General features: G+C 67.0%; 21 protein-coding genes. 10 read left to right on the plus strand and 11 right to left on the minus strand.

Annotated elements, in window-relative coordinates; translation table 11 throughout:
- Positions 1–457: 457 nt before the first annotated feature.
- The gene (locus IED13_RS03105; RefSeq protein WP_191123350.1) at positions 458–4192 is read right to left on the minus strand and encodes a vitamin B12-dependent ribonucleotide reductase; all 3735 of its coding nucleotides are present in this window, start codon (positions 4190–4192) and stop codon (positions 458–460) included.
- Between the two features lie 694 nt (positions 4193–4886).
- Between IED13_RS03105 and IED13_RS03110 the strand changes: the two genes are divergently transcribed.
- The 4 genes from IED13_RS03110 (at position 4887) to IED13_RS03125 (ending at position 7635) form a co-directional block, all read left to right on the plus strand.
- Positions 4887–5609 (plus strand): NIPSNAP family protein, encoded by a 723-nt coding sequence (locus IED13_RS03110; protein ID WP_191123351.1) that lies wholly within the window; start codon positions 4887–4889, stop codon positions 5607–5609.
- 211 nt (positions 5610–5820) lie between these two features.
- On the plus strand, positions 5821–6231 hold the full coding sequence (locus tag IED13_RS03115; protein WP_112761776.1) for an NADH:ubiquinone oxidoreductase subunit NDUFA12: 411 nt from the start codon (positions 5821–5823) through the stop codon (positions 6229–6231).
- Positions 6232–6450: 219 nt separating this feature from the next.
- On the plus strand, positions 6451–7059 hold the full coding sequence (locus IED13_RS03120; RefSeq protein WP_081925681.1) for a DUF2155 domain-containing protein: 609 nt from the start codon (positions 6451–6453) through the stop codon (positions 7057–7059).
- 3 nt (positions 7060–7062) lie between these two features.
- Positions 7063–7635: an FUSC family protein gene (locus IED13_RS03125; RefSeq protein ID WP_038368508.1), complete on the plus strand. Its 573-nt coding sequence runs from the start codon at positions 7063–7065 to the stop codon at positions 7633–7635.
- On the opposite strand, the gene aat is transcribed toward IED13_RS03125, so the two are convergent.
- Positions 7636–8313 (minus strand): leucyl/phenylalanyl-tRNA--protein transferase, encoded by a 678-nt coding sequence (aat, locus tag IED13_RS03130; protein WP_051988531.1) that lies wholly within the window; start codon positions 8311–8313, stop codon positions 7636–7638.
- 251 nt (positions 8314–8564) lie between these two features.
- A complete protein-coding gene (gyrA, locus tag IED13_RS03135) occupies positions 8565–11372 on the minus strand; it encodes a DNA gyrase subunit A (RefSeq protein WP_260368316.1) in 2808 nt (935 codons plus the stop codon).
- Between the two features lie 211 nt (positions 11373–11583).
- Between gyrA and IED13_RS03140 the strand changes: the two genes are divergently transcribed.
- The 6 genes from IED13_RS03140 (at position 11584) to IED13_RS03165 (ending at position 16122) form a co-directional block, all read left to right on the plus strand.
- On the plus strand, positions 11584–12213 hold the full coding sequence (locus IED13_RS03140; RefSeq protein WP_038368502.1) for a MarC family protein: 630 nt from the start codon (positions 11584–11586) through the stop codon (positions 12211–12213).
- Between the two features lie 23 nt (positions 12214–12236).
- A complete protein-coding gene (locus tag IED13_RS03145) occupies positions 12237–13019 on the plus strand; it encodes a GNAT family N-acetyltransferase (RefSeq protein ID WP_191123352.1) in 783 nt (260 codons plus the stop codon).
- 492 nt (positions 13020–13511) lie between these two features.
- A complete protein-coding gene (locus IED13_RS03150; protein WP_038368499.1) occupies positions 13512–13826 on the plus strand; it encodes an ArsR/SmtB family transcription factor in 315 nt (104 codons plus the stop codon).
- Entirely contained in the window at positions 13823–14179 is a 357-nt protein-coding gene (locus tag IED13_RS03155) for an SRPBCC family protein (protein WP_191123353.1), read from the plus strand. Before IED13_RS03150 ends, IED13_RS03155 begins: the two co-directional genes overlap by 4 nt.
- Before the next feature lie 45 nt (positions 14180–14224).
- Entirely contained in the window at positions 14225–14848 is a 624-nt protein-coding gene (locus tag IED13_RS03160; protein ID WP_112761779.1) for an ATP-dependent Clp protease proteolytic subunit, read from the plus strand.
- A 116-nt stretch (positions 14849–14964) separates the two neighbouring features.
- Positions 14965–16122: an amidohydrolase gene (locus tag IED13_RS03165; protein ID WP_191123354.1), complete on the plus strand. Its 1158-nt coding sequence runs from the start codon at positions 14965–14967 to the stop codon at positions 16120–16122.
- A gap of 130 nt (positions 16123–16252) precedes the next feature.
- On the opposite strand, the gene IED13_RS03170 is transcribed toward IED13_RS03165, so the two are convergent.
- The 8 genes from IED13_RS03170 to IED13_RS03205 form a co-directional block, all read right to left on the minus strand.
- On the minus strand, positions 16253–17431 hold the full coding sequence (locus tag IED13_RS03170) for an E22 family MetX-like putative esterase (protein WP_191123355.1): 1179 nt from the start codon (positions 17429–17431) through the stop codon (positions 16253–16255).
- 157 nt (positions 17432–17588) lie between these two features.
- Entirely contained in the window at positions 17589–19352 is a 1764-nt protein-coding gene (locus IED13_RS03175) for an AsmA family protein (RefSeq protein WP_191123356.1), read from the minus strand.
- Positions 19353–19447: 95 nt separating this feature from the next.
- Positions 19448–21133, minus strand: a complete 1686-nt coding sequence (locus IED13_RS03180; RefSeq protein ID WP_248312436.1) for an ABC transporter permease — start codon at positions 21131–21133, stop codon at positions 19448–19450.
- Positions 21130–22140 (minus strand): extracellular solute-binding protein, encoded by a 1011-nt coding sequence (locus IED13_RS03185; protein WP_191123357.1) that lies wholly within the window; start codon positions 22138–22140, stop codon positions 21130–21132. Before IED13_RS03185 ends, IED13_RS03180 begins: the two co-directional genes overlap by 4 nt.
- 222 nt (positions 22141–22362) lie before the next feature.
- Entirely contained in the window at positions 22363–23448 is a 1086-nt protein-coding gene (locus IED13_RS03190; RefSeq protein WP_191123358.1) for a DUF2865 domain-containing protein, read from the minus strand.
- Between the two features lie 153 nt (positions 23449–23601).
- Positions 23602–24012, minus strand: a complete 411-nt coding sequence (locus IED13_RS03195) for an MAPEG family protein (RefSeq protein WP_191123359.1) — start codon at positions 24010–24012, stop codon at positions 23602–23604.
- 70 nt (positions 24013–24082) lie between these two features.
- A complete protein-coding gene (gene guaB, locus IED13_RS03200; RefSeq protein WP_191123360.1) occupies positions 24083–25576 on the minus strand; it encodes an IMP dehydrogenase in 1494 nt (497 codons plus the stop codon).
- 185 nt (positions 25577–25761) lie between these two features.
- Positions 25762–26088 (minus strand): hypothetical protein, encoded by a 327-nt coding sequence (locus IED13_RS03205; RefSeq protein ID WP_038368481.1) that lies wholly within the window; start codon positions 26086–26088, stop codon positions 25762–25764.
- Positions 26089–26330 lie beyond the last annotated feature (242 nt).

A 26330-nucleotide genomic window follows, 5' to 3' on the forward strand; every position in this document is an offset into this window, starting at 1 on the left:
AACGCCCGAAACCTGACGTTGGCAGAGTCCGGTAAGGGCCAGTTCCGGCTATCCGGCTGTCGGCCTTCGTGGAGCGCCGGAAGCAGACATTTTGGCCTCTCGTGCCTGTGTATCGACATGAGAACGGTATGCTTCGGCGATTGCGATGTCATCGAAAGTCACGAACGATCCCCCCTGCGTTCGGATCGGGCTAACTCAGCCTTAGCTTCTTCGAAGAGTCAGTGATGAAGCTCGTCGTCTTCGACCTCACATTTAGCTCAGGCCTGACGGATGCCGGCCGGCCGGCGCGCCGCGTTCCGGCCGTTGGAAGCCAGCGACGCCGAGTGCCCATTCTGATCGGCTGAAAAGCAAAGCGCCGCCCGGCTTGATGGCCGGGCGGCGCAAATCTGATTGCGGAACTTTTTCTAAAATCGAGGCAAGGTTATGCCTCTCTCTTCACAATCAATACACGGAGTAACTAGCTACAGCCGGTCGTGCTCCCGCACGTGTTGCACTTCAGGCAGGTGCCGTTGCGGACCAGGGTGAAGTTGCCGCATTCGCCGCACGAGTCGCCGACATAACCCTTCATGATCGCTTCGGCGCGCCGCTCGGAGGCCGTCGGCTGGGCTGCCGGAGCGGCGAAGCCGAGCTTGGCCATTTCCGCCTCGCCATAGGTTTCCGGCTCCTCCTTCAGAGCCGTGGCGCCGGCGGTGGCGAGGCCGGTCGTGGAGGCAACCGAGCGGGCGACCGCGTCGTTCGCAGCATGGCTTCCCTGGCCGCCGCCCTGGATGGCGAGCAGGTTCATCGGCTTGCCGCGGCGGAAGCCGGTCGAGGCGAGGGGGGTCGAGGTGATCGGAGCCGCGTCCGGCGCCTTGTCCTGGCCGACGCCGCCGCCCATCACGTCATGGCCGATCTCGCTCGGGTCGACATGGGCGAGGTCGTTGCGGCCGAGATAGGAGATCGCGAGCTCCCGGAAGACATAGTCGAGGATCGAGGTCGCGTTCTTGATCGACTGGTTGCCGGCGACGAAGCCCGAGGGCTCGAAGCGGGTGAAGGTGAAGGCCTCGACATACTCCTCCAGCGGCACGCCGTATTGCAGGCCGAGCGAGACCGCGATGGCGAAGTTGTTCATCATCGCCCGGAAGGCCGCGCCCTCCTTGTGCATGTCGATGAAGATCTCGCCGAGGCGCCCGTCCGAATACTCGCCGGTATGGACATAGACCTTGTGGCCGCCGACGGTGGCCTTCTGGATGTAGCCGGTGCGGCGGTCGGGCAGCTTCTCGCGCTCGCGCTTGCGCTCGATCCGCTCGACGATGCGCTCGACGATCTTCTCCGAGATCTGGGTGGCGCGCGCCGCCATCGGCGCCGCGACCAGCGTCTCGACGGCGTCATCGGCCTCGTCGTCATCGTCCGAGATCAGCGCCGAGTTCAGCGGCTGCGAGAGCTTGGAACCGTCGCGGTAGAGGGCGTTCGCCTTCAGCGCCAGCTTCCACGAGAGCATATAGGCGCTCTTGCAGTCCTCGACCGTGGCCTCGTTCGGCATGTTGATGGTCTTGGAGATCGCGCCCGAGATGAAGGGCTGGGCCGCCGCCATCATGCGGATATGGCTCTCGACCGAGAGATAGCGCTTGCCGATGCGCCCGCAGGGGTTGGCGCAATCGAAGACGTTGTAGTGCTCGGTCTTGAGATGCGGGGCGCCTTCCAGGGTCATCGCGCCGCAGACATGGACGTTGGCGGCCTCGATCTCGGCCTTGGTGAAGCCGAGGAAGGGCAGGAGCTCGAACGACATGTCGTTCAGCTTCTCGGCCGGGACCTTGAGCGTGCCGGTGAGGAAATCCTCGCCCAGCGTCCACTTGTTGAAGACGAACTTGATGTCGAAGGCGCTCTTCAAGCCCTTCTCGACCGCCTCGATCTTCTCGTCGGTGAAGCCCTTGCTGCGCAGCGTCGAGGGGTTGACGCCCGGCGCCTGCTTCATCGAGCCGTGGCCGACAGCATAGGCCTCGATCTCGGCGATATCGGCCTCGCGGTAGCCGAGCGCGCGCAGTGCATCCGGAACGGCGCGGTTGATGATCTTGAAGTAGCCGCCGCCGGCGAGCTTCTTGAACTTCACCAGGGCGAAGTCGGGCTCGATGCCAGTGGTGTCGCAATCCATGACGAGGCCGATCGTGCCGGTCGGCGCGATCACGGTCGCCTGGGCGTTGCGGTAGCCGTAGCGCTTGCCCTGCTCCAGCGCTTCGTCCCAGACGATGCGCGAGCGCTCCGCCATGGTGACGGCCGAGCCGCCGAGACGGGCGAGGGTCGCGTGGTCGAGCGGGACGGGAGTGACGCTCAGGCCCTCATAGCCGTCGGCCAGGCCGTGGGCCGCCGTGCGGTGGTTGCGGATGACGCGCAGCATGTGGCTGGCGTTCTTCTTGTAGCCGGGGAAGGGGCCGAGCTCGCCCGCCATCTCGGCCGAGGTCGCATAGGCGACGCCGGTCATGATCGCGGTGAGCGCACCGGCGAGAGCGCGGCCCTCGTCCGAGTCGTAGCCGAGGCCCATGGTCATCAGCAGGCCGCCGATATTGGCGTAGCCGAGGCCGAGCGTGCGGTACTCGTAGGAGAGCTCGGCGATCTCGCGGCTCGGGAACTGCGCCATCGTCACCGAGATTTCGAGCACGACGGTCCAGAGCCGGCAGAGATGCTCATAGGCCGCGACGTCGAAGGCCTTGGTTTGCGTATCGTAGAACTGCAGCAGGTTGGCCGAGGCCAGGTTGCAGGCGGTGTCGTCGAGGAACATGTACTCGGAGCACGGATTGGACGCCCGGATCCGGCCGGAAGCCGGGCAGGTGTGCCAGTCGTTCATCGTCGAGTTGAAGTGCAGGCCGGGATCGGCCGAGGCCCAGGCGGCGTAGCCGATCTTCTCCCAGAGGTCGCGCGCCTTCAGCGTCTTGTGGACCTTGCCGGTGGTACGGGCGGTCAGGTTCCAGTCATTGTCGTTCTCGACGGCGCGCAGGAAGTCGTCGGTCAGCGAGACCGAGTTGTTCGAGTTCTGGCCGGAGACGGTGAGATAGGCGTCGGAATCCCAATCGGTGTCATAGGTGTCGAAGGAGATGTCCTTGTAGCCCTGCTTGGCGAACTGGATGACGCGCTTGATGTAGTTGTCCGGCACCAGCGCCTTGCGGGCGAGCTTGATCTCGCGCTTCAGGGCCGGGTTCTGCTCGGGATCGAAGCAGCTGTCGCCGTCGCCTTCGCAGTTCACGCAGGCCTTGAGCACGGCCTTCATATGCTTCTTGACGGTCTTGGAGCCGGTGACGAGGGCGGCGACCTTCTGCTCCTCCTTCACCTTCCAGTCGATATAGGCCTCGATATCCGGATGGTCGGCATCGACCACGACCATCTTGGCGGCGCGGCGGGTGGTGCCGCCCGACTTGATCGCGCCGGCGGCGCGGTCGCCGATCTTGAGGAAGGACATCAGGCCGGAGGACTTGCCGCCGCCGGCGAGCTTCTCGCCTTCGCCGCGCAGCATCGAGAAGTTCGAGCCGGTGCCGGAGCCGTATTTGAACAGGCGGGCTTCACGGACCCAGAGATCCATGATGCCGCCCTCGTTGACGAGGTCGTCCTGCACGCCCTGGATGAAGCAGGCATGCGGCTGCGGATGCTCGTAGCTCGACTTCGACTTCACCAGCTTGCCGGTCTTGAAGTCGACGTAGAAATGGCCCTGGCTGGGGCCGTCGATGCCATAGGCCCAATGCAGGCCGGTGTTGAACCATTGCGGCGAGTTCGGCGCGACGCGCTGGGTCGCGAGCATGAAGCGCAGCTCGTCATGGAAGGCCGCGGCATCCTCCTCGGAGGAGAAATAGCCGCCCTTCCAGCCCCAATAGGTCCAGCAGCCGGCGAGACGGTCGAAGACCTGCTTGGAGGAGATTTCGGAGCCGTAACGCTCGCCCTCGGGCAATTCGGCGAGAGCGGCCTCGTCGGCGACTGAGCGCCAGAGGAAGGAGGGAACGTCGTTCTCCTCGAACTTCTTCAGGCGCGCCGGCACGCCGGCCTTGCGGAAATATTTCTGCGCGAGCACGTCGCTCGCCACTTGCGACCAGGTCTCGGGGACCTCGATGCCTTCCAGCCGGAAGACGACGGAGCCGTCCGGGTTCTTGATCTCGCTGACGGCCGATCGGAACGGGATCGCGGCATAGGGCGACTGTCCGGCGGTGGTATAGCGGCGCTCGATGCGCATGATCTTCGTCCCTTGATCTGCCGCGGGTGGATGCCCGCGCGGCCGGTTGATCACCGGCTCCTGATGTCGGCCAACTCGGTTTGATGCCCCGTGGGTCCTGGCGGTGTCGTCCCGCCTGTGGGCCCGGTCGCGGCCAGAGCCGTCCGCGCATATCCGTTCGCTTCCACGATCTCTCGCGGATGCGGCGGCAGGCCCGGACAACTCTGGGAAACTATGGTCTCGCCGTTTCCAGAGGCGTCGCCGCCAGCCGTCATGCGATAGTCAAAATCTAGTCCCGTCACACCCCTCTCGTCAAGGAATAGTGCGGGTCGATCCTTGTGGACACGACATCTGGTATGAATGTGTGAGTTGTGGGGATAAGTTTCAAGGCGCTGGCTAAGCCTTGGAAATGGCGGGAAGAATCACCGCCGCGCGGCAAGATTGCCACAGCGCCGCATGAAGCGCAGTCCCTAAAATCCCCGCTATTCATGGTTGACGAGGCGTAAATGCGCGTTCGTCCGAGCGGTCTTGCAGATGCCGGTTGCGTGGACCGTCGCAAGTGCTTGAAGTCGGGGCATTTCGGCTGCCCGATTGTGGCGCTGACTGAGTCGAATCAAGGCGAAAATCCGGCAAGGTGGTTTCGAGGGCTGCTGACAGAATCAGGTGCCGGCTTGCACAGATTGCGCCCACCACTGTCTTCCCAGGCTGGCCTTCAATGAACCGACCGATCCCGAACGCTGGCGCCGATTCTGCCGTCGACACCGTTTTCGAGCTTAGGCGCTACACGCTGAAGCTGGGCCAGCGCGAGACGCTGATCGCGCTCTTCGATGCCGAATTCGTCGAGACGCAGGAGGCGGTCGGCATGAGCGTCGTCGGCCAATTCCGCGATCCGGCGCAGCCGGAGCATTTCGTCTGGCTCCGCGGCTTCGCCGATCAGGCGGCACGGACGACGGCGCTGCCGCGCTTCTATGGCGGCCCGGTCTGGGCCGCGCATGGGCCCGCCGCCAATGCCACCATGATCGATTCCGACGATGTGCTGATGCTGAAGCCGGCGGGGGCAGGGCGCGCCTTCGCCCATCGGCCGGAGCGGCCAGTGGGCGCCTTTGCCGATGCGGGCGGTCCGATCATCGTCGCGACACATCATTTTCCGGCAGATTTCGCCGAGGATGGATTGCGGCAGGAGGCGGCGCGCATCGCGGGCGCGGCCGGCGCTGCCGGTGCGACGGTCCTGGCGAGCCTGGTCAGCGACCACAGCCCGAACGGGTTTTCGCGATTGCCGGTGCGGACGGAGGCGAATGTGGTGGTGACTGTCGCTCGCCTGCCGCAGGGCCAGGGGGCGGCCGTCTCTGCCGTGCTGGCAGGGCCGGATGCCTCCTCCGCTGCATCCTCCGTCGAGATTGCGGCATTGCAGCCGACGAGCCGCTCGCGCCTTCGCTAGAGCATCGGCCCGAAAAGTGGCATGCGGTTTTCGGGAAAAGCCGATGCGAAAACAAGGCTCTGCGGCATCGGGCTGAATACGATATTCGGTTCGATGCTGTCACGCGGGGCGGCCACGTCGCTGCGGACTGGACAGGGGCGGGCGCTGCCGCCATAAGTCCGCGACAGACGCGCACGCATTTGCGAGCGCGCGAGTGCATGGACTGAGGACGATGAAGAACTGGCTGCTGCAGATCTTCACCTGGTGGAACGGCCAGACGATCGGCACGCGCTTCCACACCTGGCGCTTCGGCGAGAGGGTGGGCGAGGACGAATTCGGCAATGTCTATTACCGCACCAAGGGTGGGGTGAAGGACAAGGCGCTCGGCTTCCAGCGCCGCTGGGTGGTCTATAACGGCCCGATCGAGGCGTCGAACATCCCCGCCGGCTGGAATGGCTGGCTGCATCACACGGTCGATGTCGCTCCCTCCGAGGAGAGCTACCAGCCGCGCGAGTGGCAAGAGCCGCATCAGCAGAACTGGACCGGCACGGCGCTGGCCTATCGGCCCCAGGGCTCGACGCTGGCCGAGGGCGAGCGCCCGGCCGCGACCGGGGATTACGAGGCCTGGACGCCGGGTCGCTGAGGCGCTGAGGCTCCCGCTATCGGGCCGCTCCTGCCGGGGCGGCCTTTTTGATGGGCGCATGCTTCCTTCCCGGCGCGCATGATGGTTCTTCTGCGCGGCGGCGTGGGGCGGCGGCGCGGTTTCCGATGCAACGCCCTTTTTCCGCTGCCTTCGCCGTGTTACTGCGCCTCGTCGCGCCATGTCCGCGATGCCGGAGAGATTCGCGCCAGCATGCCGTCCTTGTCCCGTTTCCCGATTCTGGCTGGTCTCGCCGCGAGCGCTCTGACGATGACGGTTGCCGCCGGCCCGGCGCTGGCCGACCGCATCAAGAACCCGACGGCGATTTTCGCCGGCCTCGACAAGATCACCGGCCGCATCATCTCCTTCGAGGTCTCGATCAACGAGACGGTGCAGTTCGGCGCCCTCCAGATCACGCCGCGCGTCTGCTGGACGCGCCCGCCGACCGAGGCGCCGCGCACCGATGCCTTCGTCGAGGTCGATGAAGTCACCTTCAACAACGAATATCGCCGCATCTTCTCCGGCTGGATGTTCGCCGACAGCCCCGGCCTGCACGGCGTCGAGCACGCGATCTACGACGTGTGGCTGACGGACTGCAAAGGCGGGACCGAGGTGATCGTCGATCCGAAGGAGCCCGAGCCGCCTCCGCCGACGGACGACCAGCGCAAGCCGCGCACGACCCCGCCGCGCGACGTCAACCAGCCGCCGCCGGGCGGCGGCCGCATCGATGTCGAGCCGCCGCGCGGCGTGCCCGTGCAGCCGCAGCGGCCGAGCCAGCGCTTCTTCCCGACCAATCCCGTCCCCGGCCGCGATCCCACCGGCGGCGGCTGAGGCGTGGAGCCCGCGCCTGCCGACAAGGGAGCGGGGCGCGAGAGCAGGCGCATCCGGCGCCTGCGCGGATATCTGGCCGAGCTGCGCAAGCGCCTCCCGGTCAGGCGGCGCCTCGCGGACGGTCTCGAGCACGCGCTGATGTCGACGGTCGCGGCGCTCGCGGCCTATCTGCCGACGCAGGCGCTGGGGCTGCGCGAAGGCTTCTGGGCCGCGATCACCGCCATGGCTGTCGTCCAGACCGAGTTTGGCGCGACGCGCACGACAGCCCGCGACCAGTTCGTCGGCGCGGCCATCGGTGGCGTGATCGGCGTCGCGGTGGTCCTGACGACCGGGCAGCACATCGTCAGCTATGCCATTGCGGCGGGGCTTTCGGTGCTGGCGGCTTGGCTGCTCAATGTCGCGACGGCGGCACGCCTCGCCGGCATCACGGCCACCATCATCCTGCTGGTTCCGCATCCCGGCACGACCGCGCAGGTGATGATGCTGTCGCGCGTCTTCGAGGTCGGCTGGGGCGTCAGCGTCGCCATCGTCATCGTCTGGCTGGCGGAGCGGCTCGATCCGCGCCGGCCGGACTGATCAGCCGCGCAGCACGGCCAGCGCGTCCGCTCCCCTGATCTGCGCCGCAGCCGGCCAGGCGAACCAGTTGCCGCGCTGCTGCAGGGCCTCTTCGAGCCTCAGGCGATAGGCATCGCGCGGAATCTCGATGGTGCCGAACTGGGCGAGATGGCCGGTCTGGAACTGGGTGTCGAGCAAGCGGTAGCCGCCATGGCGCAGCCGCGCGACGAGATGGACGAGCGCCACCTTGGAGGCGTCGGTCTCGCGGTGGAACATGCTCTCGCCGAAGAAGGCGGCACCGATCGACAGCCCGTAAAGCCCGCCGACGAGCCGGCCCTCGCGCCAGCACTCGACCGTGTGGGCATGGCCGAGAGCGAAGAGCGCGCCGAAGATCTCGCGGATGCGCCCGTTGATCCAGGTCTCCGGCCGGTCCGGCAATGCCTCGGCGCAGGCGGCGATCACCGCCGCGAAATCGCTGTCGACACGGATCTCGAAGCGGTCGGAGCGCACTGTGCGCGCAAGCCGCGCGGAGAGGTGGAAGCCGTCGAGCGGGATGACGCCACGCCATTCCGGCTCGACCCAGAACAGGCCTGGATCGTCGGCGGTCTCGGCCATCGGGAAGATGCCGGCCGCATAGGCGCGCAGCATGATGTCCGGCGTGATGGCGGGCGTGCGCACGGGGACGGAACGGGCTTTCATCCAGGGATGGGAGCGCGGGGCGCTCGGCGAGTCAAACGCGTTCGCGGCTCTGCTCGGTATGGAGCTGCCGGCGGGGGCGCGTCATCCCGGACAAGCGGCGCAGCCGCGCCGACCCGGGATCCATGCCGGAGCGGTGCCGAAGAACGTTCGGGCATGGATCCCGGGTCTCCCTTCGGTCGCCCAGGATAACATGCGCGAGAGATGGAAACATCAGACAGCACTTGCAGATGTTTCCATAGAAGGCTGATCTCTCAGCCTTCCGTCGGCTCCGCACCCGGCATTTCGTCGCCGGTTTCCTCGTCGCCTTCGCTCTCGCCATCGTCGTTGATGCACTCGACCGAGACGACCTTCTCGTCCTTGGCGGTGTTGAACACGGTCACGCCCTGCGTCGAACGGCCGGCGATGCGGATGCGGTTGTCCGGGCCGGCATCGACCGGCACGCGGATGAGCTGGCCGCCATCGGTGACGAGCATGAGCTGGTCTGAGTCCACCGCCGGGAAGGAGGCGACGAGCTTGCCGTTGCGGTCGTTGACGACCATGGCGACGATGCCCTTGCCGCCGCGCCCGGTCACCCGGTACTCGAAGGAGGAGGTGCGCTTGCCGTAGCCCCTCTCCGAGATCGTCAGGATGAACTGCTCGGCCGCGCCCATGGCGGCGTATTTCTCCTGCCCGAGCTCGATATCGCCCGAGGCGCTCTCCTCGGCATCGGCCTCGGCTACAGGAACGGCCTCCGTCGCCTCGTCGGCCTCGCCGTTGAGAGCACGGCGGTTGGCTGCGGCGCGCTTGAGATAGGCGGCGCGCTCGTCCGGGGTGGCGTCGAGATGGCGCAGGATCGCCAGCGAGATGACCTCGTCGTCCTTGGCCAGGTTGATGCCGCGCACGCCGGTCGAGTCGCGACCCTTGAAGACGCGCACCTCCGGCACCGCGAAGCGGATGCACTGGCCGTTGGCCGTGGTCAGCAGCACGTCGTCATTCTCGGTGCAGATCTGCACGTCGACGATGTGGTCGCCCTCGTCGAGCTTCATCGCGATCTTGCCGGCGCGATTGACGTTGACGAAGTCGGAGAGCTTGTTGCGGCGCACCCCGCCCGAGGCGGTGGCGAACATCACATCGAGCGTCTCCCAGCTCGCCTCGTCCTCCGGGAGCGGCATGATCGTGGTGATGCGCTCGCCGGCCTCGATCGGCAGCATGTTGACCAGCGCCTTGCCGCGGGCGTTCGGCGCCGAGAGCGGCAGCCGCCAGACCTTCTCCTTGTAGACCTGGCCTTCGGAGGAGAAGAACAGCACCGGCGTATGGGTGTTGGCGACGAACAGCCGCGCGACGAAATCCTCGTCCTTGGTCGCCATGCCGGAGCGGCCCTTGCCGCCGCGCCGCTGCGCCCGGTAGGTCGAGAGCGGCACGCGCTTGATGTAGCCGCCATGCGAGACGGTGACGACCATGTCCTCGCGGGCGATCAGGTCCTCGTCGTCGAGGTCGGAGCCCCAATCCTCGATGGTGGTGCGCCGCGGCGTGGCGAAGGCGGCCCTCACCTCGGCGAGCTCGGTCTTGACGATCTCCTGGATGCGGGCGCGCGAGCGCAGGATGTCGAGATAATCCGCGATCTCCTTGGCGAGCTTTTCCAGCTCGTCGCCGATCTCGTCACGACCCAGGGCGGTCAGGCGTGCGAGGCGCAATTCGAGGATCGCCTTGGCCTGCGCGTCGGAGAGGCGATAGGTGCCATCCGGGTTCATCGGGTGGCGGGGATCGTCGACCAGCGCGATCAGCGGCGCGATGTCTTCGGCCGGCCAGTCGCGCGCCATCAGCGATTCATGCGCTGCGGCCGGGGTCGGCGCGGTGCGGATCAGGCGGATGACCTCGTCGATGTTCGCGACGGCGGTGGCGAGGCCGCAGAGCACATGGGCACGCTCGCGGGCCTTGTTGAGCAAATAGCGCGTGCGCCGGGAGACGACCTCCTCGCGGAACTCGACGAAGGCCGAGATGAAGTCCTTGAGGTTGAGCACCTCGGGGCGGCCACCGTTCAGCGCCACCATATTGGCGCCGAAGGAGGTCTGCAGCGGGGTGAAGCGGTAGAGCTGGTTCAGCACCACGTCGGCGACCGCGTCGCGCTTGACCTCGATGACGACGCGCACGCCCTCGCGGCTCGACTCGTCGCGCAGGTCCGAGATGCCCTCGATGCGCTTCTCGCGCACGAGATCGGCGATCTTCTCGACCATCGTCGCCTTGTTCACCTGATAGGGAATCTCGGTGACGATGATCGCCTCGCGCTCCTTGCGCAGCTCCTCGATATGCGTCTTCGAGCGCATCACGATCGAGCCGCGCCCGGTGTGGTAGGCGGAATGGATGCCGCTGCGGCCCATGATCGAGGCGCCGGTCGGGAAGTCCGGGCCGGGAACGATCTCGATCAGGTCGTCGATCGAGATCTCGGGGTCGTTGATATAGGCGACGCAGGCGTCGATGACCTCGCCGAGGTTATGCGGCGGGATGTTGGTCGCCATGCCGACCGCGATGCCGCCGGCACCGTTGACGAGCAGGTTGGGATAGCGCGCCGGCAGGACGGTCGGCTCATGTTCCTTGCCGTCATAGTTCGGCTGGAAGCTGACGGTGTCGAGGTCGAGGTCTTCCAGCAGCGGCATCGCCGCCTTGTCGAGGCGCGCCTCGGTGTAACGGTCGGCGGCCGGGCTGTCGCCGTCCATCGAGCCGAAATTGCCCTGGCCGTCGATCAGCGGCAGGCGCAGCGAGAAGTCCTGCGCCATGCGCACCAGCGCGTCATAGACCGCGAGGTTGCCGTGCGGATGGTATTTACCCATCGTGTCGCCGACGATGCGGGCGCATTTGGTGTAGGGGCGGTCCGGCAGGTTCTTGTTCTCGTGCATCGAGAACAGGATGCGGCGATGAACAGGCTTCAGGCCGTCGCGGACATCGGGCAGAGCGCGGCTCACGATCACGCTCATGGCGTAATCGAGATAGCTCTTTTTCATCTCGTCGGTGATCGCGATCGGCTTGATGTCGCCGCCGAAACCCGGGGCGTCGTCGCGCTTGTCGTCGTTGTCGTCGCTCAAGAGGGAATATCCCGATTTCCAGTCGTTTTCAGGCTTCTGGCTACCCGATTCCGCGCCTTGGCGCCAGCAAAAGCCGACGCTGTCCAAGCAAAAATTTCATGAATGATTTCATATTGTTATGGCTTGTTTTTCGGGCGTCCGGCGCGCCCCGCCACAATCCCGCCTTTGTTCACGGATGACGCGGGCCGAAACTCGTGGTCAAGTCGCCGCCATGTTCACCGAATTCGCTACCGCCGCGCTCGTCACCATGCTGGTGACGCTCGATCCGCCGGGTCTCGCCCCGATCTTCCTGTCGCTGACGCGCGGCATGTCGGCGGCGGAGCGGCGCCAGGTGGCGGTGCGCGCCTCGATCATCGCCTTCTGCATCATCGGCTTCTTCGGAGTGGCGGGGGACGTCGTGCTCAAGGCGCTCGGCGTGTCGCTGCCGGCCTTCCGCATCGCCGGCGGTTTGCTGCTGTTCTGGATCGCCTTCGAGATGGTGTTCGAGCGCCGCACCGAGCGCAAGCAGCAGACGGCCGATACGGCGATCACCAAGGACCATATCCGCAACGTCGCGGCCTTCCCGCTGGCGATCCCGCTGATGGCCGGGCCGGGCGCGCTGACCGCAACGATCCTGCTGGCGGGCCGGGCTCATGGCGACGCGGTGCTGCTGATTACCCTGGCGGTGATCTGCGGGCTGGTGATCCTGTGCTGCCTGGCGGTGTTCCTCGCGGCCAGTTCGATCTCGAAGCTGCTCGGCATCACCGGCAATGTCGTGCTGACGCGCCTGCTTGGCGTGATCCTGGCGGCGCTGGCCGTGCAGTTCGTGATCGACGGCGTGAAGGCGGCGATGGCGGGGTAGGGGCGGCGGATATGGAAGGCACTTTGGCTCTGACTGAGTTGATCGATGATCTCTCACGAGAGCCGTTGCGCAACGTCGTCCTGCTGAAACACCTCGCGGCTTTCCCTGATCACGTCACCGGATATCGGGCCGCGGATCACACTGGAGCAGCGGCCCATCTCGTCGTCCTGGATGCACAGGCGAGCACCTACGATCGGGAGACATATCCCGCTGCAACCAGTGTTGCGCTGCTGAGTAGCAACGACCCTGCAATGACCGCTCGGGTGATCGGCTTCATGTCACGGGATCGCGGAATAGTCTTTAAGCTCATGAGCGCCGCTGACCGTGAGACGGTCGCGTCGCGATTTCTCATCGAACTCAAGGCCGTCTTCCATTCCTACACCGCAGGTTCGAAGTTCGGGCGCGACGAGACTGTCCAAATCGGCAATGATCCGGGTGATACGGCGATCGGATTGCTGGAAACCCAAGGACATTCCCGCGACTGGCTGCTGCCGTTGCTCCGCTCCGGCAAGGCATTTGTCTGCAGCGCCGACGTCGCCGGCAAGCTGGCCTCCGTATGCATAGCCTTTGAAAGCTATGGCCGTGTTTGGGAGGTTGGAGGCGTCGTGACTCCGGAACCATTTCGCGGCCGTGGTTTCGCTGGGCGGGTTGTGCGCACCGCGCTGGCGGTGCTGAGCGAACGAGGGCTGATCGCGCGATACCAAGTCAATGCCGACAACCATGCGTCGCTCTCAGTGGCCCGAAAAACAGGCCTCAAGCATATCCTTACGCTTGAGCACCACCTCTACGATCCATCTCAGCAATAGGTATTTGTCGGCGCGCCTCGTATGCTTCCGACCCATAGCCAAGCACCCGCCACCCTTAGGCCGCCCGGACTTATCCCCGCCACCCGCCGCACGCCTATCCTCCCAGCCATCCCGCCCGACCAAGGGGGCTGTCGCGAGGCATCGTGCGGCCGGGTGGGATGCGGTGTTCGGGCTTGCGCCATCATGCGGATGGCCGGGCCCGGAGGTTCCCCTCGCCGCCGGGCCGAACAGGCAGGCCCGGTGAGCGCTTGAGGCGGGGAAAACCAAAGAGAACCGCGCGCGGGGTTCGGGCGGAGCCGGCAGGCGCCGCATCGACTTCGACATTCGACATCGACATTCGGCACGCGGTCAAAGCCGCGCGCCGCCCGGACCCCGCGCATCCCCTCGGGAGCCAGACGGAAAACCCCGCAGGCCGAGCCTGGACGGGGCTTTCGGCGCGGGCGTTCTCCATGACCCGTTGCGAATCATATAAGTACGTGCTTATGTGATGGCATGATCGAGAACGAGATCTTCAAGGCGCTGGCCGACCCGACGCGGCGGGCGATCTTCGAGAAGCTGGCGGCGGGCGGCATGAACGCCAGCGCCTTGCGCGAGGGCATCGCCATCAGCCAGCCGGCGATGTCGCAGCATCTTTCGGTCCTGCGGGGGGCCGGCCTCGTTCGCGAGGAGCGGCAGGGCCGCTTCGTCAACTACGAGGTCGATCCCGAGGGTCTTGCGCTGATCGCGCAATGGCTGGCGAAGTATCGCGCCTACTGGCCGCAGCGCATCGAGGCTCTCAAGGGCTTGCTCAAGGAGATGGACCAATGAGCGCAGGTGATCTGGAAGAGCCCTCCGGCGCTCTCGTCCTGGAATATCGGCTCGACGAGCCGCCGGAAAAGGTCTGGCGTGCGATCAGCATCCCGGCCCTCCGGGAAGCCTGGCTTCCGGGCGCGGCGCTGGCCGATCCGCAGCCGACCGTGCTCGCGCCGGGGGAGGCGATCTCCTATCGCATGCGCGAGGACGAGCCGCCCTTTCTGGAAAGCGTCGTCACGTTCCGGGTCGCCTTCGACGCGGCCGGCGGAACCCGCCTGCATGTGATTCACGAGCTTGCGGAGCGCGGCACCTGCCAGATCCCGCGGGCGGCCAACGGCAACGCGCCGCCGATGCTGCACGCGGCCTGACGCCCGCCACCCTCCGATCCAACTTCGAGCCTTTGGAGTTCGCCGATGCGCGAAGCGATGCAACTCGTCCCTATGGTCGTCGAGCAATCGAGCCGCGGGGAGCGCTCTTTCGACATCTATTCAAGGCTGCTGCGCGAGCGGATCGTCTTCGTCAACGGCGAGGTCAACGATGCCATGAGCGCGCTGGTCTGTGCGCAACTCCTGTTCCTGGAGGCGGAAAATCCGAAGCGGCCGATCCATCTCTACATCAACTCGCCGGGCGGCGTCGTCACCAGCGGCTTCGCGATGTACGATACGATGCGCTACATCCGCGCGCCCGTGCATACGCTGTGCATGGGCACGGCCCGCTCGATGGGCTCCTTCCTGCTGATGGCCGGCGAGCCCGGCGAGCGCGCCGCCTTGCCCAATGCCAGCCTGCATGTCCACCAGCCGCTCGGCGGCTTCCAGGGGCAGGCCTCGGATTTCCTGATCCATGCCGAGGAGATCCAGCAGACCAAGCGCCGCCTCACGCGCCTCTATGCCGAGCATTGCGGGCGCAGCTACGAGGAGGTGGAGCGCACGCTCGACCGCGACCGCTTCATGACCGCCGAGGAGGGGCTGGAATGGGGGCTGATCGACCGGATCGTCCACCGGATGGATGAGCGGCCGGACGCGACCATGCAACCATAACCGGCCGAGAAAAAACCTTGCAGATCGAAGGGGCAATTGCAGCGCCTCTCTCGCGGGCGCTGGGCTATCGTCCCGGCGCGCGACCGAAGCGCACCGCCTGGAGCGAGGGACAAGCCGTGACGATCGATCTCGACCATCTGGTGCAGGAGATGACCGCCTGGCGGCGCGACCTGCACGCTCACCCGGAATTCGGTTTCGAGGAGCAGCGCACCGGTGCCTTCGTCGCCGCCAAACTGCGCGAGTTCGGCCTCGACGAGGTCGTTGCCGGCGTCGGCGGCACGGGGGTCGTCGGAACCCTGAAGCGCGGCAGCGGCAACCGGGCGATCGCGCTCCGGGCCGATATGGACGCCTTGCGCATCCCCGAGCAGAGCGAGGCGCCGTATCGCTCGCGCAATCCCGGCGTCATGCATGCCTGCGGCCATGACGGCCATACCGCGATGCTGCTCGGCGCCGCGAAGCTGCTGGCGGCGGAAGGCGGCTTCGACGGCACGGTGCGCTTCATCTTCCAGCCGGCCGAGGAATGGGGGCGCGGAGCGCTGGCCATGCTCGATGACGGCGTGATGAAGCGCTTTCCCTTCACCGAGATCTACGGGCTGCACAATGCGCCGGGCCTGGGCATCGGCCGCTTCCAGACCCGCCCCGGCGCGATCATGTCGGCGGAGGATAATTTCGAGATCGTCCTGCGCGGCGTCGGCGGCCACGCCGCGCGTCCCCATGCCGGCAATGAGACGCTCGTCGCCGCCTGCGCCCTCGTCACGAGCCTGCAGACCATCGTTTCGCGACGCCTGAGCCCGACGGATATCGCCGTGGTCTCGGTGACGGAGCTGATCACCGACGGAACGCGCAACGCCTTGCCGGGGGAAGCGCGCATCCTCGGCGATGCCCGCAGCTTCAGCCCCGCCGTCAGCGCCGATATCGAGGCGCAGATGCGCGTGATCGCGGACGGGATTTCGCGGGCCTACAATGTCGAGCACGCGGTGACCTATACGCGCGAATTCGTGCCGCTCCTGAACGATCCGGCGCTGACGGAGGAAGCCCTCGGCGTGGCGAGGAGCCTGCTCGGCACGGAGAATGCCTCGGTCGTGTCCGAGCCCTTCACCGGATCGGAGGATTTCGCCCGCTTTCTCGACCATGTGCCGGGCTGCTTCGTCTTCCTCGGCAATGGCGACAGCGCGCCGCTTCACAACCCGCATTACGATTTCGACGATGCGGGATTGCTCCATGGCGCGCGCTTCCACGCCGGGATCGCGCGCAAGCGTTTGCCGGCCGCCTGAGCCCGGAGGCGAGTGGTCATTCCGGACAAGCCGCCTTGGCGGCGCCGATCCGGAATCCATCATGGGGCTTGAGCGCTCTCCGATGGATTCCGGGTCAAGCCCGGAATGACGTGTTTCGCGTCAAGCGAACCTACTTCTCCAGGAAGGCCCGGATCGCGCCCTCCGCCTGCTTCATCGAGATGACGCCGTCGAGATGGCCGCGAACGCCGTCGATGGTGACATGGGTGATGTCGCGCCCGGCATCCTTCGCGGCCTTCAGGGTGCGCTCCACCGCATCCGGCGTGAAGACGAGGTCCTTCGGCTGGGTGATGTAGAGCATCGGCGCCCTGATCTTGGCCATGCCGTCGGCCAGCGAAGTGCCGCCGGTGGTGAAGAGCTGGTTCGCCTTGACCAGATAGAGGAAGTGGTTGGCGTCGGAGAGCTTGGCGCGGGCCATGCCGGCATTGTCGAGCACGCTCTGGACCTGGAACTTGTCGGTGAGGGTCTTGCCCGGATTCTCGCTTTCCTTGGCCGGGCGGCGGCCGAAGGTGGCGTTGGCCCAGTCCTGATGGTTGGCATGGAGCGTCACCGCCGTCAGCGCCTTGGCGAGCCCGGCGAGCGGCGGGGCCTTGCCGTAATAATCGCCATTGTTCCAGTTGGCATCGGCCAGGATCGGCGCCGCCCAGACGTCGAGCCAGCCGATCAGTATCGCGTCGGCCTCGGCCGCGCCGATCACCGGCATCGCCTTGGCGACCATCTCGGGATGGCTCGCCGCCCATTCGAAGGTCTGGAGCGACCCCATCGAGGGGCCGGCGACCAGCGCGAGCTTCTTGATGCCGAGGCTTTCGACCAGCGCTTTCTGGACCTCGACGAAGTCGCGGACGCCGACGATCGGGAAATCGAGGCCGTAAGGCTTGCCGGTATCCGGATCGATGGAGGCCGGGCCGGTGGTCGTCGTCTTCGGGTCGCCGGTGTTGAGGTTGACCAGCGTGTCGGAGGCGATGACGAAATATGTGTTGGTGTCGATCGCCTTGCCGGGGCCGATGATCGCGTCCCAATAGCCCGGCGCGGCGTCCGCGGCGTCGTATTTGCCGGCGGCGTGCGAATTGCCGGAGAAGAAGTGGCAGATCAGCACGGCGTTGGATTTGTCGGCATTGAGCGTGCCGTAGCTCTCCCAGCCGACGCGGACCTGCTTCAGCGTGCGTCCCGATTGGGTCGTGAAGCTCGGCAGCTCGAAGACCTTCTTCTCGACGATCGTCTCCTGCGCCCCGGCCATTCCCGTCACCATCATCGCTGCGAGCGCAAGCGCGCCCGTGATCCCTATCCGCATGTCGTTCCCTCCACCTCCCGCGGCCTTCGTGAGGCCACGCGGCATCAGACCGGATTTTCGCGGGAGGGGAAAGTGAGAGCCTTTTCGGGCGAAGCGGATACCTGTTCGCGTGAAGACGATGCGACGCGAGGCGGAATGGCGCGAGGCCCCGAAACGATCAGCGCCCGAGCAAGGCCGGAACCGCCGCGGTGCCGGTGCTGCCGGTCGGGCTGAGGAAGGCCTCGCTCTCCAGATCGAGGTCGGGGGCGTCGATGGGGCCGGTGAGGAGGAGCGGCAGCCTGAGCGAGCCGTTGAGGGAGGCGAGCGAGGCGCGCATGTCGAGCAGGCGCGAGCGCAGCGAGGCATTGCCGGAGAGATTGAGCCGATAATTCGATCCGCTCACCTGCGCATCGGTCAGCACGAGCAGCCCGTTGGCGATGCCGGCATTGGCGGCCAGCGTGTCGAAAGGCGTCTTGCCCTGGCGCCAGTCGCGCAGGAGAAGCGACGGGTTTCGCTCCGCCCGGCGCAGGAGCTCGGAGAGGGCGACGCCGCCGATCTCGCCCTGCTTCAGGTTGATGCCGGCGCGCCCGGTCATCGCGCCGAGCAACTCGTCGAAGGTCCGGCCTGCGCCGTCCAGAGCGAGCTGGAAGCCGCCGGTGCCGGTGAGCCGCGCCAGCCGGGGCACATCCGCCGCGGCGCGGCCGAAATCGACCTTGTCGACCCCCGCCTGGACCTTCACATCCACGCCGGTCGGTGCGCTCACCGCGAGAAGGCGGCCCTTGACCGTGCCGCCATAGGCCGAGGCGCGCAGGAGGCCGGTCTCGAAGCGGCCCTTCTTGACCAGGACATAGGTCGCGACATCGGCAAGGCGGGCGCCGTTCAGCCGGGCGGCATCGACCGAGATCCGCAGGTCGATATCGCGCCCCGTCCAGCCGTCGAGATTGAACGGGCTGGTGTCGCGGGCATCGATCGCAGGCAGCGGCAGCCGGTCGATCAGACGCCCGAGGTCGAGGCTGGCGCCGGCCAGCGTGCCCGACAGCGCGAAGCGGCCGTCGACATCCGTCAGCTTCACGACGCCGTCGAGGCGGTCGCCGTCGAGGCTTGCCACGGCATTGTTGAACGAGGCTTCCCGCGGTTTCAATTGAAGGTCGGCATTGAGCGTCAGGGCGCCGAGCGCGGCCGACAGCCGCGACTTCTCGCCGAACCAGTCGAGCAGGCCGGGGACGGAAGGCGTGGAGAGGGCGAGCATGCCCGTCACGACCGGCTCGCCGGGGCCGGAGCGCGTGCCCTCGAAGCGCAGCTTCAGCAGGGGCGAGGCGGCGGAGAGGGCGGCCTTGGCGCTGCCGCCGACGACCGGCCAGAGAAGGCTGACATCGGTCGGCACCCCCCGCCATTTGAACGAGCCGGCGAGGCTGAAGGGCTCGTTCTGCTCGCGCTCGTCGATGACCAGGTTGACGTCGCGCACGATGCTCTGGATCGCGGTGCCGCTGCGCAGGAACACGGAGCCGGAGCGGATGACGATGCGGCCCTGGCTCCGCAGCTTCTCCAGCTCGGCCAAAGGCGGGGCCAGCCAGTCGGTCAGCCCGTCGCTCTCGGCCGAGACGGCGACGTCGATCTGCGGCGCGAGGAGATCGACGCGGTCGAAGCTGAGCCGGCCCGTGAGCAGCGGCAGCAGGCGCAGATAGCCCCTGACCCGGAGGGCCTCGCCGGCGACGGTGCCATCACGCTGTGAGAAGACCACTTTGGACAGGCTGATGCGCGGCAGCGGCAGGAAGGCGATCTCGGCGCGCTCGAGCGACCTGACGACGAAGCCGGTCCGCTCCTCGATCGCCACGATGGCGCGCCGCTCGACCCGGCCGAGCGCGAGGTTCCAGGACTGCACTCCGAGCAGGCCGATCGCGACAACGAGGCTGAAGGCGAGAAACGCGGCGCGTCTGGTCATGGACTTCCGAATCGGTACGGGCCGAAAGTCAGCCAGCCCCCTGGCGGCACAGGGTTTAGGCCGATCCATGCCGCTTGTCGAGCCGGCAGAACCGGCTATCCCCTTTGACTTGCACCGGTTCTCGCCAGAATCATGGCGGGATAGAGGCCGGCGAGGATGATGAGCAAAGCCGCGAGCGCGCCTTCCTCGAAGACGCCGCGGGAGGCGTGCCCATAGACGACCGTCGCCAGCGTGTCGAGGTTGAGCGGCCGCAGCAGCAGCGTCGCGGGGAGTTCCTTGAGCCCGTCGACGAAGACGAGCAGGGCGGCCGCGGCAATGGCGGGGCGGGCGAGGGGCCAGTGCAGGCGCTGCAGGATTTCCGCGCCGCCGGCACCGAGTCCGCGCGCCGCATCGTCGATGCGCGGCGAGACGCGGGCGAGCCCGCTCTCCACGCCGGAGATGCCGATGGCGAGGAAGCGCACGACATAGGCGATGACGAGCGCCGCGCCCGAGCCGATCAGGATCAGCCCGGGATTCAGCCCGAGAAACTGCCGCGACGCGTTGGCGACGGCATTGTCGAAGCCGGCGAGCGGCACCAGCAGGCCGAGCGCCAGCACCGTGCCCGGAACCGCGTAGCCGAGGGCGGCAAGGCGCGCGAGCGGCTTCAGCCAGGCTTCGCGGCCACGCCGCCCCGCCGTGACGATCCCGATCCCGAGCCCGACGACCAGCAGCGCCGCGGTGCCCGCAAGCAGCAGCGCGTTGCCGAGCAGGCGCAGGAGGCCGATGTCGAGCTGGCTCGACAGGTCACGCTGCAGCACCTCGACCAGCAGATATCCGATCGGCAGCGCCGCGCCGAACAGCACCGGCAGCGCGCAGGCCAGCACGGCGAACAGGGCGTCGCGGCCATGCAGCCGCTTGCGGGCAAGCGCGCGCGGCTGGCGCGCGGAAAGGGCGAAGCGACGCTGGCCGCGCAGTTTCGCCTCGACGGCGATCAGGGCGAAGACGACGAGCAGCATGACGCAGGCGATCTGGGCGGCGCCCGCCAGCGAGCCGCGATTGAGCCAGGTCGTGTAGATCGAGAGCGTCAGCGAGCGGACGCCGAGATATTCGGTCGCGCCGATGTCGTTCAGCGTCTCGAGCAGGACGAGGGTGAGCCCGGCCGCCAGCGCCGGCCGCGCAAGCGGCAGGCCGATGCGCCAGAACAGCCGGGCCCGGCCGGCGCCGAGCGTGCGGGCCGCCTCGACGATGGAGGCGCCCTGGATGCCGAAGAGCGCGCGGGTGCTCAGATAGACATAAGGGTAGAGCACGAGCGCCATGATGACGACCGCGCCGGCCAGGTTGCGCGGGTCCGGAAACCAGTAGTCGCGCAGCGAGCGCCAGCCCGTCAGGGCGCGCAGCGCGGCCTGCAGCGGGCCGTTGAAGCCGAGGAATTCGACGTAGATATAGGCGGTGATGTAGGTCGGCAGCGCCAGCGGCAAGGCGAGCAGCCATTCGAGCGAGCGCCGGCCGGGGAACTCGTACTGGGTCACCAGCCAGGCGGTGCCCGTGCCGATCACGGCGCACAGGATCCCGACGCCGGCGAGCAGCAGCGCGGTCTGGCCGAGCGCGGCCGGCAGCACATTGGCGGCGAGATGCGGCCAGATCTCCGCCGCCTCGCGCGAGGACAGGGCGGTCGCGACCAGCGCCGCCAGCGGCATCAGCACGAGCGCCGCGCCGAGAAGCGAGACGAAGGCAAAACGCGTCGACGGCCGCCAAGCGAATGGCGGCCGTCGCGAAAGCGCGAGCGTCGTGCCCGGGCTCAACTGTCGAAACCGACCTTGTCGACGAGATCGGCCGCGGATTTGCGCTGCTTGGCGACCTCCGAGAGCGGCAACTTGTCCGGCGTGACCGGGCCGAGCAGCTTCACGGCGGCACTGTCGGTGACGGCGGCGTTGACCGGGAACTCGAAATTGCCGTTGGCATAGAGGGCCTGGGCCTTCTCGCCGAGCATGTAGTCGACGAGCTTCACGGCGTTGTCCTTGTTCGGCGCGTTCTTCGCCAGCGCGACGGCCGAGACGTTCACATGCGTGCCGCCATTGGCGAAGGTGGTCTTGAGCGGCTTGATCGCGTCGAACCAGCCCTTCTGCTCGTTCTTCGCCTGGCTCATCAGGCCGATATAGTAGGTGTTGATGATGGCCACGTCGCAGAGGCCGGACTGGATGTCGCGGGCGACGTCGCGGTCGCCGCCGCCGGGCTTGCGGGCCGCGTTGGCGCGCAGGGCCTTCAGATAGCCCTCGGCCTTGTCCGGGCCGTTATGGGCGACATAGGCGGCGAAGAAGGCGTTGTTGTAAGGGTGCTGGCCGGCGCGGATGCAGAACTTGCCCTTCCACTTCGGATCCGCCAGCTCCTCATAGGTGATGGCGTCCTGCGCCACGCGCTCCTTCGAGGCCACGACGATGCGCGCGCGCTTGGTCAGTGTGACCCAGTTGTCGTCGGGGCGAAGCTGCGCCGGCACGACCTTGTCGATGGTGGCCGACTTGAGCGGCTGGGTGATGCCGGCCTCGACGGCGGCGTTGATCTCGCCGACATCGACGAGGAGCATCAGATCGGCCGGGCTGTTGGCGCCCTCGGCGCGGATGCGCTCCTGCAAGCCGTCCTTCAGGAAGACCGCATTGACCTTGATGCCGGTGTCGGCGGTGAAGGCTTCCAGCACCGGGTTGAGGAGGGCGGGCTCGCGCGTCGTGTAGAGATTGACGCTCTGGGCGAAGGCCGGCGCCCCGAGCAGGCAGGACGACAGGGCCAGCAGGCCAAGATGCTTCTTTCCGATCATTCTTGTGTTCCCTCGGTTGGGCAAGTCGATGCGTTGGGCGAGGGATAAAGGCCCCGCGACGTCTCCGTCAACAGGATAGCCTTTTAAAATCAATGTCTTATACGGTTTCTAGAGTGGTTCTTATTTTGACTGGTTCTAAGAAGGCGAGCATCACACGGAAAAGCTTCGCGAATTTCCGGCGCTGCTAGTCGTACGGCTTTCGTCGAATGGGCCGCGCTGCCGTTATCGTGAACTTGGAATGATCCGCACCGCGCCGCGCGTGCCGGAATCGAGCGATCCGCGCAGGACGGCGTCGCTCATCACCGTGTCGCCCTCGAGGCTGGCTTCGCGAACCCGCATCTGCCGGCGCAGGGTGCGCGCCTCCGCCTCCATCCGCGAGATGCCGACCTGCTCGTCGATCTGGCGGCGCTGGGCCTTGGTGAGCTCCGACGCCGAGCGGAAATCGCGGAAGTCGCGGCGGCTATAGGGCCAGCTCGATCCGCCCGTGAAGGTCGAGACCTTGCCGTCCAGCACGACACTGTCGCCGGGCCGCAAGGTGATATCGCGCAGCAGCGAGACGCGCTGCTCGCCAGCCTGCACGATCGCGGGGCGGCAGGCGGGGTTGGCGGATGTCTCGTGCCTGTAGGCAGTCGGCAGGGCGCCGTAGCGCTGACCATCGGCCGCGACGGCATTGTCGATGGAGGCGGCCCCGGCAGCGACGGTGAAGACCTTGACCGGCAGGCCGGGGTTCATCGCCTCGCAGAGAGCCTGATGCGCCTTCAGGTCGGAGGAGGCGCGCAGATGGCCGATCGGCGCGTGGAAGCCGTCGCAAAGCCGGACGCAGATCGTCTGGGCGGTCCTCGCCGTGGCCGACAGCGTGTCGGTCCGGGTGATTTTGGGGGCGGGTTTGTTCGGCCGCTGCGCGACCTTGCGGGCATTGCGGCGAAACGGATTGAGGTCGAGCACGGGCTGCGCGAGCCGTCCATCCGCGCCACTCCGGAACAGGGGCAGGCGCCAGCCATTGCCGGTCGGCGCATAGGCGTTCGCCTGCGGCGAGGCATCGGCCTGGCGCTGGGCCTTGCGGGCGGCTTCCTCGATGAAGAAAGAGCGGATGCCGGCATCGTCCTCGGCCTGGACCAGGGACGCCGTCAGGATCGCGCCGCCGGCGCCGAGCGCGAGGCCGGCGGCGGTCATCGCGATGAGACGCCGGCTCCGCGACGGCTTGCGCGCGGGCAGGGGGGCGGCGGGATGCGACTGGCGGAATGCCGCGACAACAGCTTGCCCGCCGCAGGCGGAAGCCTGCTCGAACCCATCACGGACACGCAACATGCGCCACTCCAAACCACGCTTGTTTCACCGTCCGCCGCGCGATTTGTGTAGTTTACCTTTTGTTAAGACTCAACGTCGCCGTCTGAAGAATTCATGGTAAATGGCGGGAATGCTTAACGGATCGGCCGCGACAGCACGGCCGGGCGCCGCCTCTCAGAGCACCGCCACCAGCACGCCGGCCCACATGCACAGCAGCGCGATGGCGCCCACGCCATAGACCGCGCCGCGCAGCGGCAGCTGGTTCGGGCCGATATGGATGAGGGTGTGGACGACGCGGGAGGCGACGAACAGCCAGGCCAGCGCCGCCATGACATAGCTCGTCGCCGCGACCTGAATCGCCAGCATGATCAGCGCGAAGAAGACGACCGGCAGCTCGAACTGGTTCGAGAAGTTTGCCGAGGCGAGGCGGGCCGGGACGGGGTAGCGCTCGGTCGAAACCGAGACCTCGTCGGGCCGCACCTCGCCCGAGGTGAAGGCGTTCTTGCGGCGAACGCACAGGATGACGCCGACCACGAAGATCCAGAAGATCATCGCGAGCGCCGGGTAGACCAGCTTCAGGGCCATGTGTTGCTCTCCGCCTTCGTCGCAGTCCGGCTCGTCCGGGCGAGCCAGACTGCACGAAGGCGCGAAAGGCTCAAGAGCGGGTCGGGTAGTTCGGGCTCTCGCGCACGATCGTCACGTCGTGGACATGGCTCTCGCGCAGGCCGGCGCTGGTGATGCGGATGAAGCGCGCCTTGGCCTGGTAATCCGACAGATCCTTGCCGCCGACATAGCCCATCGCGGCGCGCAGGCCCCCGGCGAGCTGATGCAGAACGCCCGAGACCGGGCCCTTATAGGCGACCTGGCCCTCGATGCCCTCGGGCACCAGCTTCAGCGAATCCTTGATGTCCTGCTGGAAGTAGCGATCCGCCGAGCCGCGCGCCATGGCGCCGACCGAGCCCATGCCGCGATAGGATTTGTAGGAGCGGCCCTGGTAGAGGAAGGTGTCGCCCGGCGTCTCGTCGGTGCCGGCGAGCAGCGAGCCGACCATGGCGCAGGAGGCGCCGGCCGCGAGCGCCTTGGCGAGGTCGCCCGAATATTTGATGCCGCCATCGGCGATGATCGGAACGCCGGCCTTCGCGCCTGCCGAGGCCGCGTCCATGATCGCGGTGAGCTGGGGCACGCCGACGCCCGCGACGATGCGGGTGGTGCAGATCGAGCCCGGCCCGATGCCGACCTTGATCGCGTCGGCGCCGGCGTCGATCAGCGCCTGGGCGCCGCCGGCGGTGGCGACGTTGCCGGCGATGACCTGCACGGCGTTGGAGAGCTTCTTCACGCGGCTGACCGCGTCGAGCACCTTGGCCGAATGGCCGTGGGCGGTGTCGACGACGATGAGGTCGACGCCGGCGTCGATCAGCATCTCCGAGCGCTCGAAGCCCTGCTCGCCGGTCGTGGTCGCGGCGGCGACGAGCAGGCGGCCCTGCGAATCCTTCGCGGCGTGGGGATGGGCGACCTGCTTCTCCATGTCCTTGACGGTGATCAGGCCGATGCAGCGAAAGTGATCGTCGACGACGAGCAGCTTCTCGATGCGGAACTGGTGGAGCAGGCGGCGCGCCTCTTCCTGGTTCACGCCTTCGCGGACGGTGATGAGCCGCTCCTTGGTCATCAGCTCGGAAACCGGCTGGTCCGGGTTGGCGGCGAAGCGGACGTCGCGGTTGGTCAGGATGCCGACGAGCTTGCCCTTGTGGCCTTGCGGCCCGCGCTCGACGACCGGGATGCCGGAGATGCCGTTCTGCTTCATCAGTGACAGCGCATCGGCCAGCGTCTCGTCGGGATGGATCGTGATCGGGTTCGCGATCATGCCCGATTCGAACTTCTTGACGAGGCGGACCTGCGCGGCCTGCTGATCGGCCTCGAGATTGCGATGGATGACGCCAAGCCCGCCGGCCTGCGCCATGGCGATCGCCATGCGGGCCTCGGTGACCGTGTCCATCGCCGAGGCGATGATCGGCAGGTTCAGCGAGATCGAGCGGGTGAGCTGCGTGCGGATGTCGACATCGGCCGGCATGACCTCCGACGGACCCGGCTCCAGGAGCACGTCGTCGAAGGTGAGGCCGTCACGAATCAGACCGTCGAGGGAAAGCGTCATCGTCAACTCCGACGCCGGCCGAGCCGGCTTTTCTAAGGGGCCGGGCAGATGCGCCCATGGCCGAGTTGACGAGGCCCGTTAGCACGCGTCCGGCTGGTCCGCTAGAGCGCGTGCCAATTTATTTTGCAGTGCAGAAGCGGCCCCGGCGCATGGCCGTGCCGCTTTGCCGTTTGCCGGGGCCGGATTCAGCGTGCCGGCCGGCGGAAATCGGACGCCACCGGCGCCTCGGGCGAGACCCAGAAACAACCGGCCGCGAAGACCGTGGTGCCCGTCGCATTGGCGAGTTGCTGGCAGTCCCTCTGCCTCACGCAGTTGTTATACCGGATCATCTCGCCATAGCCCTGCGGCGCAGCCTTGTCCTGGCAGCCGCCGCGCCAGTCCGAGGGGGCTGCGGAAGCGGGCGCGGGCACCGCCATGCCATAGGCCAGGCCTGCCAGCGCGCCGAGAGCCGCAAGGCGCAGGCTCGAGCGGTTACGACGGAGAACGGGGGAAATTCTTGAAATATCGAACATGTCAGCCTCCAAGGTCAGCGACGCGCGCCCCTCGCGACGGTTCGGCTTAGCCGAACGAATCTTGAGGTGGGGCGGTGCCGGGTCTTGTTGCAGGGCGAAAAACGCATGGCGGCATTGTGTTCGGTGCCGGGTTATAATCTCAGGGCATAGCGGAGGCGCGCAAGGGGCGACCAAAACCGTGATTTCGACCTCGTCACGGGCGAATTGTCGCGTTAATAGCCGAGCTTATGATTTCAAGCGCG

The sequence above is a fragment of the Allobosea spartocytisi genome (genome assembly GCF_014764685.1).
GTDB lineage: Bacteria > Pseudomonadota > Alphaproteobacteria > Rhizobiales > Beijerinckiaceae > Allobosea > Allobosea spartocytisi.

What these genes read in the sequence shown, in the direction of transcription:
- IED13_RS03105 (WP_191123350.1), bottom strand. Translation starts at nt 4,192, where the DNA reads ATGCGCATCGAGCGCCGCTATACCACCGCCGGACAGTCGCCCTATGCC.
- IED13_RS03110 (WP_191123351.1), top strand. Translation starts at nt 4,887, where the DNA reads ATGAACCGACCGATCCCGAACGCTGGCGCCGATTCTGCCGTCGACACC.
- IED13_RS03115 (WP_112761776.1), top strand. Translation starts at nt 5,821, where the DNA reads ATGAAGAACTGGCTGCTGCAGATCTTCACCTGGTGGAACGGCCAGACG.
- aat (WP_051988531.1), bottom strand. Translation starts at nt 8,313, where the DNA reads ATGAAAGCCCGTTCCGTCCCCGTGCGCACGCCCGCCATCACGCCGGAC.
- IED13_RS03140 (WP_038368502.1), top strand. Translation starts at nt 11,584, where the DNA reads ATGTTCACCGAATTCGCTACCGCCGCGCTCGTCACCATGCTGGTGACG.
- IED13_RS03150 (WP_038368499.1), top strand. Translation starts at nt 13,512, where the DNA reads ATGATCGAGAACGAGATCTTCAAGGCGCTGGCCGACCCGACGCGGCGG.
- IED13_RS03155 (WP_191123353.1), top strand. Translation starts at nt 13,823, where the DNA reads ATGAGCGCAGGTGATCTGGAAGAGCCCTCCGGCGCTCTCGTCCTGGAA.
- IED13_RS03160 (WP_112761779.1), top strand. Translation starts at nt 14,225, where the DNA reads ATGCGCGAAGCGATGCAACTCGTCCCTATGGTCGTCGAGCAATCGAGC.
- IED13_RS03170 (WP_191123355.1), bottom strand. Translation starts at nt 17,431, where the DNA reads ATGCGGATAGGGATCACGGGCGCGCTTGCGCTCGCAGCGATGATGGTG.
- IED13_RS03175 (WP_191123356.1), bottom strand. Translation starts at nt 19,352, where the DNA reads ATGACCAGACGCGCCGCGTTTCTCGCCTTCAGCCTCGTTGTCGCGATC.
- IED13_RS03185 (WP_191123357.1), bottom strand. Translation starts at nt 22,140, where the DNA reads ATGATCGGAAAGAAGCATCTTGGCCTGCTGGCCCTGTCGTCCTGCCTG.
- IED13_RS03190 (WP_191123358.1), bottom strand. Translation starts at nt 23,448, where the DNA reads ATGTTGCGTGTCCGTGATGGGTTCGAGCAGGCTTCCGCCTGCGGCGGG.
- IED13_RS03195 (WP_191123359.1), bottom strand. Translation starts at nt 24,012, where the DNA reads ATGGCCCTGAAGCTGGTCTACCCGGCGCTCGCGATGATCTTCTGGATC.
- guaB (WP_191123360.1), bottom strand. Translation starts at nt 25,576, where the DNA reads ATGACGCTTTCCCTCGACGGTCTGATTCGTGACGGCCTCACCTTCGAC.
- IED13_RS03205 (WP_038368481.1), bottom strand. Translation starts at nt 26,088, where the DNA reads ATGTTCGATATTTCAAGAATTTCCCCCGTTCTCCGTCGTAACCGCTCG.